The 14,633-nt window shown below is 33.8% G+C and carries 15 protein-coding genes; 7 read left to right on the plus strand and 8 right to left on the minus strand.

The features are described 5' to 3' along the window. Positions 1-202: 202 nt before the first annotated feature. A complete protein-coding gene (locus ACJTHF_RS05720) occupies positions 203-1,642 on the minus strand; it encodes a 6-phospho-beta-glucosidase (RefSeq protein ID WP_232156865.1) in 1,440 nt (479 codons plus the stop codon). Between the two features lie 143 nt (positions 1,643-1,785). On the opposite strand from ACJTHF_RS05720, the gene ACJTHF_RS05725 reads away from it, so the two are divergent. Next, positions 1,786-2,487, plus strand: a complete 702-nt coding sequence (locus tag ACJTHF_RS05725) for a GntR family transcriptional regulator (protein WP_106417598.1) — start codon at positions 1,786-1,788, stop codon at positions 2,485-2,487. Positions 2,488-2,527: 40 nt separating this feature from the next. Here the strand turns inward: ACJTHF_RS05725 and ACJTHF_RS05730 are convergent, their stop codons facing one another. Beyond that, positions 2,528-3,118 (minus strand): histidine phosphatase family protein, encoded by a 591-nt coding sequence (locus tag ACJTHF_RS05730; RefSeq protein ID WP_199186580.1) that lies wholly within the window; start codon positions 3,116-3,118, stop codon positions 2,528-2,530. A gap of 171 nt (positions 3,119-3,289) precedes the next feature. Here ACJTHF_RS05730 and ACJTHF_RS05735 point away from each other — a divergent pair, with 171 nt between their 5' ends. From ACJTHF_RS05735 to ACJTHF_RS05755, 5 genes are all read left to right on the plus strand, one after another. Continuing rightward, positions 3,290-3,925: an FMN-dependent NADH-azoreductase gene (locus tag ACJTHF_RS05735; protein ID WP_025906904.1), complete on the plus strand. Its 636-nt coding sequence runs from the start codon at positions 3,290-3,292 to the stop codon at positions 3,923-3,925. 299 nt (positions 3,926-4,224) lie between these two features. Further along, a complete protein-coding gene (gene ahlS / locus ACJTHF_RS05740) occupies positions 4,225-5,073 on the plus strand; it encodes an AhlS family quorum-quenching N-acyl homoserine lactonase (protein ID WP_232156867.1) in 849 nt (282 codons plus the stop codon). 26 nt (positions 5,074-5,099) lie between these two features. Next, on the plus strand, positions 5,100-6,230 hold the full coding sequence (locus tag ACJTHF_RS05745; protein WP_208182632.1) for a zinc-dependent alcohol dehydrogenase family protein: 1,131 nt from the start codon (positions 5,100-5,102) through the stop codon (positions 6,228-6,230). 276 nt (positions 6,231-6,506) lie between these two features. Further along, on the plus strand, positions 6,507-7,790 hold the full coding sequence (gene kynU / locus ACJTHF_RS05750) for a kynureninase (protein WP_078355200.1): 1,284 nt from the start codon (positions 6,507-6,509) through the stop codon (positions 7,788-7,790). Positions 7,791-7,817: 27 nt separating this feature from the next. Further along, complete coding sequence (locus tag ACJTHF_RS05755) at positions 7,818-8,195, plus strand: GtrA family protein (RefSeq protein ID WP_058590670.1); 378 nt, start codon at positions 7,818-7,820, stop codon at positions 8,193-8,195. Positions 8,196-8,246: 51 nt separating this feature from the next. On the opposite strand, the gene lrgB is transcribed toward ACJTHF_RS05755, so the two are convergent. The 4 genes from lrgB to ACJTHF_RS05775 all read right to left on the minus strand — a co-directional run bounded on the left by lrgB (position 8,247) and on the right by ACJTHF_RS05775 (position 11,958). After that, entirely contained in the window at positions 8,247-8,948 is a 702-nt protein-coding gene (gene lrgB / locus ACJTHF_RS05760) for an antiholin-like protein LrgB (RefSeq protein WP_058612607.1), read from the minus strand. Further along, positions 8,945-9,361, minus strand: a complete 417-nt coding sequence (gene lrgA, locus ACJTHF_RS05765) for an antiholin-like murein hydrolase modulator LrgA (protein WP_058590672.1) — start codon at positions 9,359-9,361, stop codon at positions 8,945-8,947. Before lrgA ends, lrgB begins: the two co-directional genes overlap by 4 nt. A gap of 120 nt (positions 9,362-9,481) precedes the next feature. Then, positions 9,482-10,204: a response regulator transcription factor LytR gene (locus ACJTHF_RS05770; RefSeq protein ID WP_058612605.1), complete on the minus strand. Its 723-nt coding sequence runs from the start codon at positions 10,202-10,204 to the stop codon at positions 9,482-9,484. Beyond that, positions 10,204-11,958, minus strand: coding sequence for a sensor histidine kinase (locus ACJTHF_RS05775; RefSeq protein ID WP_232156869.1), 1,755 nt, complete (start codon positions 11,956-11,958; stop codon positions 10,204-10,206). The genes ACJTHF_RS05770 and ACJTHF_RS05775 overlap by 1 nt, the downstream gene beginning before the upstream one ends. A gap of 132 nt (positions 11,959-12,090) precedes the next feature. On the opposite strand from ACJTHF_RS05775, the gene ACJTHF_RS05780 reads away from it, so the two are divergent. Continuing rightward, on the plus strand, positions 12,091-12,873 hold the full coding sequence (locus ACJTHF_RS05780) for a putative hydro-lyase (RefSeq protein WP_107609314.1): 783 nt from the start codon (positions 12,091-12,093) through the stop codon (positions 12,871-12,873). Positions 12,874-13,115: 242 nt separating this feature from the next. On the opposite strand, the gene kynA is transcribed toward ACJTHF_RS05780, so the two are convergent. Beyond that, positions 13,116-13,958 carry a tryptophan 2,3-dioxygenase gene (gene kynA, locus ACJTHF_RS05785; RefSeq protein ID WP_025906919.1) on the minus strand — a complete coding sequence of 281 codons (843 nt, stop codon included), beginning with the start codon at positions 13,956-13,958 and terminating at the stop codon, positions 13,116-13,118. Positions 13,959-13,960: 2 nt separating this feature from the next. Beyond that, a complete protein-coding gene (locus ACJTHF_RS05790; RefSeq protein WP_078355204.1) occupies positions 13,961-14,581 on the minus strand; it encodes a cyclase family protein in 621 nt (206 codons plus the stop codon). Positions 14,582-14,633: the final 52 nt, after the last annotated feature.

A 14,633-nucleotide genomic window follows, 5' to 3' on the forward strand; every position in this document is an offset into this window, starting at 1 on the left:
ATTTACAAATAATTATCTTGAGTATTTGTAAATTACATAAATAGAAGAAATTATAAAGTTAAATCTCCAATAAACTTGTGTGTATGTTTCAATCAAAAAAGAGCTCAAGACATTATTTACTGTCTCAAGCTCTATATTAAATTAGCAATATTGCCACATATGAAATTTCTGTACGTATACTTATATACATTTAATTATTTACTTAAAGTTCTTCACCGTTTGTATCGATGACATTTTTATACCAATAGAATGAGTTCTTTTTAGTACGTTTTAATGTTCCTTTTCCTGCATTATCTCGATCTACGTGAATTAAGCCGTATCGTTTTTTCATTTCACCAGTTGTAAATGACACGATATCAATTATACCCCAAGGTGTATAACCCATTAGTTCAACGCCATCTTCATCAACCGCTTCTATTGACGCTTCTATATGTTCTCTCAAGTAATCGATTCTTTCTTGGTCATCTATCGTACCGTCTTCTTTAAATTCATCTGTTGTACCGAAGCCATTTTCAACGATAAATAATGGTAACTGATAGCGATTGTACAAAGCATTTAAAGTATATCGTAAACCAATTGGATCTATTGCCCAACCCCATTGACTAACTTTAATGTATGGATTCTCTACTGAATTTGGTAATCCACCATTCACAATATTACCATCAACACTTTGTTCTGCATCATGTTTAACGACTGTAGACATATAGTAACTGAAGCCGATATAATCAACCGTTCCATTTCTTAAGATTTCATCATCGCCTTCTTGCCACTTAATGTCGTAACCTTTTTTCTCGAACATTTTTAATGCATAACCTGGGTAATATCCTCTTACTTGAACATCTAGGAAGAAATATCTCAAACGACTTGCAACTTCCGCTTCTAAAATATCTTTAGGATTACATGAATATGGATAAATAGGTACGTGAGAAATCATGTTCCCAATAACAAAGTTTGGATTAATTTCTTTACCCTTTGATACAGCAAGTGCACTTGCGATTAATTCGTTATGCGCAACTTGATATAACACTTCTTCAGCATCATCTTCTTCTGTTAAAGTGACACCAGAATTCGTCCATAAGAAAATAGGATTACTTGTATCCATTTGGTTATTAATCTCATTAAATGTCATCCAATATTTCACTTTATCTTTATAACGATTGAAGACAGTTTCAGCAAAATGCACGAAAAAGTCTACAACTTTACGATTTCTAAATCCACCATATTCTCTTGCTAAGTGTAATGGCATTTCAAAATGAGATAACGTTAATACAGGTTCAATGTTATATTTTAAAAGCTCATCTATCACATTATCATAGAACTTTAGACCTTCTTCATTCGGCTCTGTTTCATCACCATTTGGAAAGATACGCGTCCATGCAATAGATGTTCTTAAACACTTTAATCCCATTTCATTGAACAAACCAATATCTTCTTTATATCTATTGTAAAAATCAATACCTTCATGATTAGGATAATATTTGTCCGCTTCAACCTTTTCAGTAATTTCACGTGCTTTACCATGCTCACCAGCAGTCATCACATCGTGAACACTTAACCCTTTACCACCTTGATCATATCCACCTTCAAATTGATTAGCAGCTAAAGCGCCACCCCATAAAAAGTCTTTGTTTAATTTAGCCATTTAAATACCTCCGCATATTTTGTATACACTTACATTATAATTATACCGGTACAATTTGTAAAGATAGGTATAGATTTAGTTGGTGTTATTAATTTAACAAGTGCTATAATATGGGTAATATCTATCATAAAGTGGGGATTAATATGCTTAAGTACGAGCTTATTGCTGAACGTATTGAGTCGCTTATCAATAATGGGCATTATGAAGCTGGGGATAAATTACCAAGTGTTGAAGTTTTAAGAAGTGAATTTAACGTGAGCAAGAGTACGATTATCAATGCTCTCAAAAATCTAGAAAAAACAGGTTTAATCTATCAAGCTAGAGGCAGTGGCATCTATGTAAGAAATCCGAAAAGAGATGGATTTGTTAACTTATTTACTGCTGATGGATTTTCAGATGAATTTAAAGGGCACGATGTAACGAGTAAAATCTTAAAAGTCGTGGAAATTCAACCTGAAGATGATATTAAACAACAATTAAAGTTAAAAGACAATGATACTGTTTATCTTGTAGATCGCATTAGATATCTTGATGGAGAAGTATTCTGTATTGAAACTTCTTATTTTAGTAAAAATGTTGTCTTATACATGAATGAAGAAATCGCCAATGGTTCTATCTTTCATTACATTGAAAATAACTTAAAAGTCAAAGTAGGATTCACTGATATATATTTCAATATTGGTAAATTAAATAAAGAAGATGCGACACACTTAGAACTAAATGAAGGTGATCCTTCGTTAGAATATGAACAAATATTCTACACTAGCACAGGTATTCCTTTCGACTACTCTAAAATCATATTCCATTATGAAAATTCTAGATTCTATATACCTTCAATTAAATAATAGAACGGGACAGACATCATGAGCGATGACTGTCCCTTTTTTATGCCATTTCTGTCGGATTAATGGCTTGTACAAATTTAAATGTATTGTCTTCAAATTCAAATTCTAGTATGCAACAATTGGAGAATTTCACTTCTTTAACTTTTTCAAATGGTAACCATAATTGTAAAAACATATATAATGCTCCCCCATGACTTACTGCTAAAATTGTATTGGCTTCGTCTGTATTCATAATTTCTGTTAATGTTTCATTCATCCTACTTTGCAGTTCTTCACTAGACTCACCGCCATAATCAACAAAGAAGTCTCCATAAGAAGTTTCACCTGGCTTATGTGGAGGATTTAATGTTTCACTTTCAGCTTCATAAAGTCCGAAGTTCCATTCTTTCAATCCTTTTAATCTTATATATGGCCTTTCTGGACATATAATTTCAAGCGTATCACTCGCGCGTTCTTGTGTAGATGAGTATAACGATTCAAATGTAATATTCGATTCATCGAAATATTTTTTTGCCATACGTGCTTGTTCAATTCCTAATTGTGTTAAAGGTGAATCAGATGCACCTTGAATTTTTTTCTTCTCATTAAATAATGTTTGTCCATGTCTCATTAAGTATAATTTCTTACTCAAAAACCATCATCCCTCTTATCAAATTATCTTTCATTACATTTATCCTACCATTATTAAAACTTAAGTGTAAAATAACATTTATTTTCATGAGCATTCCTATTGATTTGCTAAAAAAAATAAGTATAATAATTATAGTTAGTTTAATTTTTATCGCAGAGGAGAAATATTATTATGTCACAAGTATTATTTATTACAGCTCATCCACATGATGAAACTGTTTCTTTTTCAATGGCAACAGCGAAATCATTTATCGAAAGTTATAAAGCTTCAAACCCAAATGATGAAGTCGTTCATATCGATTTATACAATTCATACATTCCACAAATTGATGCAGATGTATTTGCTGGTTGGGGTAAATTACAATCAGGACAAGGCTTCGAAGAACTTTCAGAAGGCGAACAAGGTAAAGTACGTCGCTTAAACGAATTAAGTGATCAATTTGTTAATGCAGACAAATATGTATTCGTTACACCTTTCTGGAACTTCTCATTCCCACCAGTTATGAAAGCATACTTAGATTCAGTATCAGTAGCTGGCAAAACATTCAAATACACAGCTGAAGGTCCAGTTGGTTTATTACCAGATAAAAAAGCATTACACATTCAAGCACGTGGTGGATACTATAGTGAAGGTCCAGCAGCTGACTTAGAAATGGGTCACCGTTACATCGGACAAATGATGAACTTCTACGGAATTACTGACTTTGACGGTTTAATTGTTGAAGGCCATAATGCTAACCCAGAAAAAGCAGAAGAAATCAAAGCAGACGCAATCGAACGTGCAAAAGCATTAGGACAAACATTCTAATTTAATATTGTAATATTGAACCTGAGTCATCATGCGATGACTCAGGTTTTCATTTATCGGCCTGTAAAGCTCGTTTTCGGGTCGATATTTTATTTTATCGGCCTGGTAATCCTTTTTTCGGGTCGATATTTTTATTTATCGGCCTGGTAATCCTTTTTTCGGGTCGATAAATTTTTTTATCGGTCCATATTCCAACCTCATCACCCTATTCATTCTCTTTTACATTTGTCTTTTTGATTGTTCTTGAAAACGATTACAACTATAATGTAATTATACACTAAAGATTGAGGTGATGATTTATGGTAAATGTAAATAATCAAGGAATAAAGCTTTATGTGCTCGATAATGGTCGTATGAGAATGGACAAGAATCTAATGATTGCTGGGTCTAATCAAGCTACTTTGGATAATCCTAATGCACCTAATGAAATGTTTGAATTCCCTATTTACACCGTATTTATTGATCATCCTGAAGCAAAGATTTTGTTCGACACAGCTTGTAATCCTAACTCTATGGGGGAAAACGGTAGATGGATTAACCAAACTCAAAAAGCATTCCCTTATACTGCTGATGAATCTTGCTACTTACCTAATAGACTTGAACAAATTAATGTCGATCCAAGCGAAGTTGATTATGTCGTAGCTTCTCACCTTCATTTAGATCATGCGGGTTGTCTTGAATATTTTACAAACGCAACTGTAATTGTGCACGATGATGAACTTAATGGAACGATGCAGACTTATGCGCGTAACCAAAAAGCTGGTGCTTATATTTGGGCGGATATTGATGCTTGGATTAAAAATGATTTAACATGGAAAACGATTAAACCTTATGAAGATAATTTAGAAATTGTTAAAGGTGTTAAAGTGCTGAATTTCGGTAGTGGTCATGCATGGGGCATGATTGGATTAGAAGTAGAAACTCAAGAACTCGGCACACTTATACTGGCTTCAGATGCTATTTACACAGCTGAAAGTATGGGAGACATTTTAAAGCCACCTGGTATTTTATATGATTCAATTGGCTGGGCAAGATCTGTTGAAAAGATTAAAAAACTCGCTAAAGAGAAAAATGCACAAATTTGGTTCGGCCATGATGGCAATCAATTTGAAGACTTTAGAAAATCAACAGATGGATATTACGAATAATGTTAATCATATAGGAGTGAAAGCTAATGAAGACACGAGCAGCGGTATTGCACGAAATGGGTTTACCTAGTCCATATTCAGAAAGTAAACCGTTAAAAATTGAAACACTTGAATTAAATAAACCGAATCAAAATGAAGTGCTCATTAAAATTGGAGCGGCAGGTTTATGTCATTCAGATTTATCTGTTATTAATGGAAGTAGACCACGCCCTACTCCTATGGCACTTGGACATGAAGCGGCAGGAGAAATTATTGAAATTGGAGACAACGTAACAAACTTTGAAGTTGGTGATCATGTTGTCTGTACATTTATTCCAAACTGTGGTCATTGTCTACCATGTAGTGAAGGTAGACCTGCACTATGTGAGAATGGCGCCGCTTCTAATGAGCAAGGAGAACTACTTGATGGTGGCATAAGACTACATAATGATGAAGATAATATGCATCATCACTTAGGAGTTTCTGGCTTTGCAGATTATGCTGTTGTTTCGCAACACTCTATCGTTAAAGTTGATAAAGACATTCCTCTTGAAAAAGTAGCCATATTTGGATGTGCTGTTATTACAGGTATAGGTGCAGTTATTAATACAGCACAAGTAAAACCTGGCAGCTCAGTTGCAGTTGTTGGATTAGGCGGTATCGGTTTGAATGCAATTTTAGGCGCTAAATTAGCTGGAGCAGGAGAAATCATTGCATTAGATATTAATCCAGGTAAATTTGAATTAGCTAAAAAACTCGGTGCAACTGCAACTTTTAATTCAGGAGACGATGATGTTGTTGAACAAGTTAAAGAATATGTAAAAGGCGGCGTTGAATATGCATTTGAAACTGCCGGTGTAGTGCCAGCAATGGAGGTTGCTTACAAAATCACTAAACGTGGTGGATCAACAGTAACAACAGGATTACCAGACCCTAAACATGAATTTTCATTTCCACAAGTTACTTTAGCAGCAGAAGAAAGAACCATCAAAGGTTCATATGTAGGTAGCTGTGTACCAATGAGAGATATCCCAAGATTTATCGCGCTTTATAAACAAGGTCGCTTAGATATTGATTCATTACTAACAGACACGTTGGCTCTAGATGAAATTAATGAAGGATTCGACCGACTAGCAAAAGGAGACGCCGCAAGATTAGTAGTCAAAATGAATAATTGATAACTGAGATACAAAATATGGACCGATAATTTTTCGTATCGGTCCAGAAACTCCATTTTCGGGTCGATAATTTATTTTATCGGCCTGAAAACTCCATTTCCGGGTCGCTATTTTTATTTATCGACCTGAAAATCCCAATCCCAACCTCACACTTCCTGATCTCACACCCTTATCCTACATCCACCCATCACAAATATCATTATCTTTGTGACTTTTACATGGAAAGTATACAATTATATTTAAAGAATGATTCATTATTTATAAGGGGATGAACAAATGGATACTTCATTTAATACAACAAAAGAATTTGCCGAAGCTTTGGATAAAGCGGATGTGTTATATCATGTTCGTGATCGATTTTATATACAGCCTAACGAAATTTACATGGATGGGAATTCTTTAGGTCTTGCTTCTAAAGATGCTGAGGCATCATTACTCAATGCGTTAGAAGATTGGAAAAAAGAAGGTATCAAAATTTGGAATATTGAAGACAGCAAATACTATCATTATTCTAAGCACATTGCTTCAAACATGGCGCCATTAATTGGTGCCAGTCCTGAAGAGGTAGTTGTCGTTGGTAGTACGACATCCAATATACATCAAGCTATCAGTACTTTTTACGAACCGACTAAAGATAAATACAAAATTTTAGTTGATGACTTAAACTTCCCTACTGATCGTTATGCAGTAGATAGTCAAGTACGTCTAAAAGGATTAGATCCAAACGATGCAGTTAAAGTTGTTAAAAGTTCAGATGGTGTATTCATTGATGAAGATGCCATTATTGATGCAATGACGGATGATGTTGCACTTATTCTATTGCCTACTGTACTCTATCGAAGTGCCCAAGTATTAGACATGGCAAAAATTACAATGGCTGCAAAGGAACGTCAAATCATCATTGGATGGGACTTATGTCATGCAATCGGCGCGATTGAAATGGACTTAACTCAAATTGATGCAGATTTTGCTGTATGGTGTACATATAAATATTTATCAGGTGGACCTGGTTCAACTGCCGGATTATATATCAATAAGAAACACTTTAATCGCAGTCCTGGTACTGCCGGTTGGTTTGGGAATAAAGACGAAACACAATTCCAACTTAATCATACATTTGAACATCAACGAGATGCTTCAGGGTGGCAAGTTGGAACGCCAAATATTCTATCTATGGCACCATTAGAAGGTGTGCTTAACATTTTCAACGAAGTTGGTATGCATGCTATTAGAACAAAATCACTTCATATTACGTCATACTTAATGTATTTAATTGATGAAAAGTTAACCGATTATGGTTATTCAGTTGGGAACTTACGTGATGATTTTAAACGAGGTGGACATGTATGTTTAGTACATGATGAAGCATATAGAATCAGTTTAGCGTTGAAAGATAAAGGCGTCATTCCTGATTTCAGAGAGCCAAATGTTATTCGATTAGCACCTATTGCTTTATATACATCTTATGAAGAAGTATATAAAGTCGTTGAGATTTTAGAAGAAATTGCACAAGACCATTTATACGAACAATATAGTACTAAACGTGGCCTGGTCGTATAATAAATCGCGTACTTAAGGAGTAACTATATGTTCAAGAAACACGGTGAAATGATTCGATTTATACTTGTAGGTGGCATCAATACAATTAATTATTATTGGATATATTTATTATTATTAAAAGTGCTCGACATTCAATATTTAGTAAGTCATATATTGAGTTTCATAATAAGCTTTATCATTTCATTTTATTTGAATTGTTATTTTGTTTATCGTGTTCAACCTACCGTAAAAAAATTCATTCAATTTCCTATTACTCAAGTTGTAAATATAGGATTACAGACATTATTATTATTTGTGTTTGTAGAATTACTTCATGTAAACGAAACTTTTGCACCATTTATCGGATTAATTTTTACAATTCCTATAACGTTTATATTATCTAGATGGATTTTAGTAGATAAATAAAACGACAAGCGCCTGTAACATGTTTATGTTACAGGCGCTTGTCATTTTTTCCTATAATAAGAACATAACAAAGAATGGAACGACTGCTACCACTACAATACCAACTAGAACAAGTGAAATACTGGCCATTGATTCTTCTACTTCACCTAATTCTTTTGCTGCAGCGACACCGAGTGTGTGTCCACTTGTACCTAAGGCTAATCCTCTCGCAATCGGATTTGTAATATTAAAGAGTTTCAATAATTTATTACCTAATGCCATAATAATAACGGCGTTTAAAATTACGGCTAATGATGTGAGTTCTTTAATACCCGAAATACCTTCAGAAACTGGCAATGCAATTGCAGTTGTTGCTGCTTGTGGTAACATTGATGCGATAATATCATCACCAAATTGGAATGATTTCGCTACAATATAAATAATAACAAGTGCTGCTACTGTTCCAATCGCAATACCACCCATGATATGATGCCAATGTTTTTTAAGTACTTCACGTTTTTTGTATAAAGGAATTGCGAAACAAATTGTTGCCGGTTCTAAGAAGAAATTAATAATATCTCCACCTATTTTATAATTTTCATATGGTATACCTGTCGCTTTTAAAAATACAATGCCACCAACCATACTGAAAAATAATGGTGCAAACAAGAAGAATCCATTTGATTTTTTAAATAAATAAGTACCGACTAAGAATAATGTTACAGATAATCCGATACCGAAATATGGTGTATTAAGGCCAAAATGTTCCATCATGCATAATCACCTGCCACGCGTTTATTGTTAATTTCTTTCGTACTTTTAGCTGATTTTTCACTTGGTTTAATAATCATTTGTGAAAAGATACCCGTACAAACAAGTAATAAAATTGTAGAAATAATAATCAGTAATATGATAAGTATTGGACTCGTACTTAAAATTCCTAATGAGTTGATTACTGAAATACCCGCTGGAACGAATAAGAATCCGATATTATTCGTCAATGCTGTACCAACCGCTTCTACTTGTTCTAACTTGATAACACCTGTCGTCAATGCGATAAACATCAGCACTAATCCGATAACAGATGCCGGCATTGGTATAGGCATAAAGCTTTCTATGACATGTGAAATTAATAATACAATTGATATTGTTAATACTTGATGAAAGAAGTTATTGACTTTTTTCATTTTGACAACCTCCCGAAGTAATCTCTTAAGGTTATCTTAATATGAAAATCATTTTTTAAAGCGTTTTCAATGCGAAATGCAATAATTGACCTCTAAGTTACAAAATTTATACTCTGAAAATTATACTAACCCTATTTCTGATTTAAACGACTTCATATATGATCGACTAACTTGTAATTTGATGTTCCCCGTCAACGTCACTTGATACGTCGAATTAAACCAATGTTCAACCGATTGTATATGCCATTTATTGATAATACTAGCACGATGAATACGAATAAATTTAGCGTGACTGAGCTTTTTCTCATAGAAACTGAGTGGCTCGTTTGTCGTATATTCATTGTCAGTCGTATTAATCGTCGTAATACCTTGGTTGACAGATATCGCAATAATATCATCTACATTCAATACATAAATACGATCATCGATTTCAATAGGTAAGACTTCATCATGATTGACCGGTTTCGGATCAACCGATTGTTGTGTCTCGATATTCGTGATTTTGTTAATCGCTTGTTCAATTCTTGATTTCTCAAATGGCTTCAAGATATAGTCTGTTGCTTCTAATTCAAATGCTTGTACAGCATATGTGTCATGAGCAGTTGCAAAGATAATATGCGGAACATGTTTCATTTTATTGATTTTCTTCGCTAAATCTAATCCACTTTCTTCCATCAAATTAATATCTAAAAATATAACATCAAATTCGTATGACAATAGCTGTTCCAATGTCTCTTCAATATTCTCTGCTTCTTCAATTTGACTAAATGAACCAATTTGATTCAATAAATATTTCAGTTCATTACGTGCTAAAGGTTCATCATCAACAATTAACGCATGCATTACATTTCCTCCTCTCGATATTTGTGTGGAATAATCGTACATACTTTCGTTCCTTTATCACTTGAATCGAATTGTAATTCTGCATGATTTCCAAATAATCCTATTAATCTTCTATTTAAATTCTCTAACGCACTTCCAGTTCCAGACTGAGAGGCAACCGTTGTCTTACCTAAAATAGCGATTTTATCTTCATGAATACCTTGCCCGTTATCTCTTACACATAATTGAATCGATTGATGATTACGAATCACTTTAACCCAAATACGATTATCATTTTTTCTACTTGTAAAGGCATGTTTAATCGCATTCTCCACTAATATTTGTATAACAAAAGGTGGCACAAGTGCAGAATAATGTTCTTCGGGTATATCAAATTCAATTTTAAAGTGATCGGGATATCTCGCTTGTTCTAAAGCAATATAAGCACGTACTTGTTCTAATTCTTTTTCAATAGTAATTGTATTATTTCTCGCACCTTGTAAATTCGAACGGAAGAAATGACTCAATTGTAATAGTAATTGACGTGCTTTCTCATGATCAATTCGAACCAATGCTGAAATCGTATTAATCGCATTAAAAAAGAAATGTGGATTAACTTGAGCTTGTAACGACTTAATTTCAGCATCTTGTAATAATTTTCGTTGTGTTTCAACAGCACCAAGTTCTAACTGACTAGAGAATATTTTAGCGAGCCCTTCAGCTAGTTGTTTCTCTACAAATGTTAAATCATGATGATCTGTAAAATATAACTTCAATGTTCCTACAATATCATCATGTACATATAACGGAATAACGATCGCCGCTTCAAGTGGACAGTTCGGATGTTGGCACCCTATATCTTTACTAGAATAGACTTCTTTTTGTTGACCTGTTTCAATAACCTCTTTAGATAAATCGGTAATAATCGTCTTATCAGGTGTGTGATGATCACTAGCTACACCAACATGTGCCAATATATGCGTCTTATTTGTAATAGCAACAGCAGAAACTTTCATGAGATCTTTGATAACTTTTGCGGATTGATGTGCAGATGATTCTGTTAATCCTTCTTTAAAATAAGGCAATGTCTGATTGACGAGCTTTAATACATCATGCGTTTGGATTGCTCTCATTTGTTCTTCTTGTTTAACTGTCGAAATAATTATAGACATAAATATCGCAGTACCTAATCCATTAATGATAATCATTGGCAATGCAATGAGTTGAACAAGTTCCCATGCATCTGCTTTTTGAGATGAGAATATCAATATACAAATCATTTGAATAACTTCCGTAGATGCACCAACTAACGCACTTTGTTTCACTGATAAATAACTTTTAGACTTCATTGCTTGTGCACCAAAGTAACCAGCGACAAGTCCAATGACGATAGATGATATTAAATATGTATATGCATCTGCACCGCCAATATAAACTCTAAAAACACCTGATAGCACACCTACAAACAGACCTACAAATGGACCACCTATCAATCCTGAAACGCCTATAGTTAACACACGTGTATTCGCAAGTGATACTTCCGGACCGAGATGTAAATAAATCATACTCGAAACAATTTCACCATTATGAATCGCTACACCTGTAAAATTAGATAGTAATGCAAATGATGAAAATACAATAATCAATCGCCATTTTACATACCATTTATCACGCTCACCCATCATATTTTTAAAATAAGTGGTATTCATTAATATGTATGCGACGAGTATAATTAAACCAACACGTTCTAATAATAAGACAAATAAATTTAACATATAAACACCTATCGTTTCTTTACTATTCTATACGTTCATACCAACAAATAGTTTACCATATGATTGTTAGAAATCTCAGAATAATGTTTAAATGATATAATAAGATGAACCATGCAGAAAGGGGATAATATGATGAATTTACAAACTGCATCACCAAATGAAATTAGAGCAAGTATAAGACAACGCGCCTTAACACGACCAACTAGTGGGATGGCTAAAGGGTATGTCCAAGCAAATGTCGTCATCTTGCCTTCTAAATATGCCTATGATTTTTTGAAATTTTGCTTTAAAAATCCTAAGACATGTCCATTACTTGATGTATCCGAAGTAGGATCACCGTCATTTAGTAAATATGGAAAAGAAGCGGATATTAGAACAGATGTTGGATTGTACAGACTTTATAAAGATGGCAAATTCGTACAAGAATACGAAGATATTAAAGCGTTGTATTCAGATGATATGGTCAGCTTCTTAATTGGATGTAGCTTTACATTTGAACATGCTTTGCTTGAAGCGGGTATTCCAGTACGTCATATTGAAGAAAATCATAACGTTCCGATGTACATAACAAATATACCTGCTGAACCAAGTGGTACTTTTAAAGGAAACATTACAGTAAGCATGCGACCTATGACGATGGAAGAAGCAATTAAAGCTACTGAAATCACAACACATTTCAAAGAAGTACACGGTACACCAATACATATTGGAAATCCAAGTGAAATCGGTATCGGAAACATTGACCAACCTGATTTCGGTGAAGCTGTAACAATTAAAGACGGAGAAGTTCCTGTATTCTGGGGATGCGGTGTAACACCACAATCCGTAGCATTAGATGCCAAACCAGACATCATGATTACGCACGCACCCGGACATATGTTTATAACAGATATTAAAGACAGTGAAATGAGCTAGAATTAGAAGGACTTTGAAAGCAGAAAGCTGAGGCAACGTTAATTGTCTCAGCTTCATTTTGTTTCTGGACCGGTAATATTTTTTATCGGTCCATATTTCTTGTTTCTGGACCGGTAAATTTTTTTATCGGCCTGGAAATCCCATTTTCGGGTCGCTACTTTTATTTATCGGCCTGATAATCTCGTTTTCGGGTCGATATTTTTATTTTTAGGCCTGGAAATCTCTATACTTCTATTCTCAACTTATAGTTCTGTACGCAATTCCCACAATTCAGGAAAGAAGTTCTGGTCAATAACGCGCTTTAAATAATTTACGCCTGAACTTCCACCCGTTCCTGTTTTGAACCCTATTATTCTTTGTACGGTTTTCATATGTCTAAATCGCCATTGACTATATCTATCTTCTACATCTGTTAATTTCTCTAGTAGTTCATACAATTCAAAGTATGCGTCTGATTGTAAATATATTGCTTTAAAAGCTTCTTTGACTGAATCATTTCTCATATAATTCTGTGTAACTTCCCTATTTAACACTTCGGAATCTATGTTAAATCCTGCTCTATGTACTGCTTTAATTGTTTCATCATAAATACTTGGTCGTTCTAGTTGTGTTTTCAGCTGCTGATAAATATTTGGGTCTTTTTCATAGATTTTTAAAGCATGTGTTGTTTTATATCCTAAGCTATATTCAATCATTCTATTTTGAAAAGATTGAAATCCTGAAGAATTTCCTAAATCATCTCTAAATTTCAAATAATCACTTGGTGTCATGGTTGATAATACTTCCCATACTTGAATGAGTTGTTTTTGTATATTACCTACACGAGCTAATTTTTTAAATGCTTGTTTATATTGATCAGATTTAATATCATCACTTGCAGAATTTAATTCATGAATAATCAAGTTCATCCACAGTTCTGATACTTGATGGACAATTATGAATAATTTCTCATCGTGCGCATCTGTTAATGTATGTTGTGCTGATAATACTTTATCTAAACCTAAATATTCACTATAAGTCATGTCCTTCGAAAAATCCGTCTTCACACTTTCCCCTTTAAGTGATTCATCTTGAAATTCGCTCACAACTACTCCCCCTTTTTAGAAATGACCGCTCTTATTGGTGACCCGTCTGCACCTACTATATTTAAAGGTAATCCAATGAAATTATAATAACCTTCTGAAACATTTTCTAATAATAGATTTTCAATATTAATGATGTCGTATTGATTAAATGCATGATGATTGTCTAAAGTTTTAGAGTCGATATCATCTACTGATGGCACGTCTATACCAAATACTTTAATCCCTATTGAAGATAAATATTGAATGGCGTCTTCTGTTAAGACAGGTACTGACTCTGGGAACACTTCAGAATGTGCTTCTGATTTAGTCTTAATCATAATAATAGTCCCTTTAATCTCAAATTGCTTGAGTATTTCCTGGGTTATTAATGTTTCATCCATAATTTCAATTAATGTTGCATCCCCAATTAAACGATTGACGTCAATTTCATGAACCTTGATACCTTTTTCATCAAAGTGATATGGCGCATCCATATGTGTGCCTATATGTGTGCTTGTTGAAATACTACCAATATTTACAGAACCCGTTTCTTCTTTAGTCGCTGAAAGTTTAAAATGAAAAGGCTCATCACCTGGCCAGTGTGCAATATTGTTCGTCAATTGCTGTGTAATATCAATCCACATAATCATGCTCCTTTATTAATGTAATCGCTACCATATTACCTTTTAATACAAC

The sequence above is a fragment of the Mammaliicoccus sp. RAM2 genome, from assembly GCF_045897195.1.
In the GTDB taxonomy this organism is placed as follows: domain Bacteria; phylum Bacillota; class Bacilli; order Staphylococcales; family Staphylococcaceae; genus Mammaliicoccus; species Mammaliicoccus sciuri.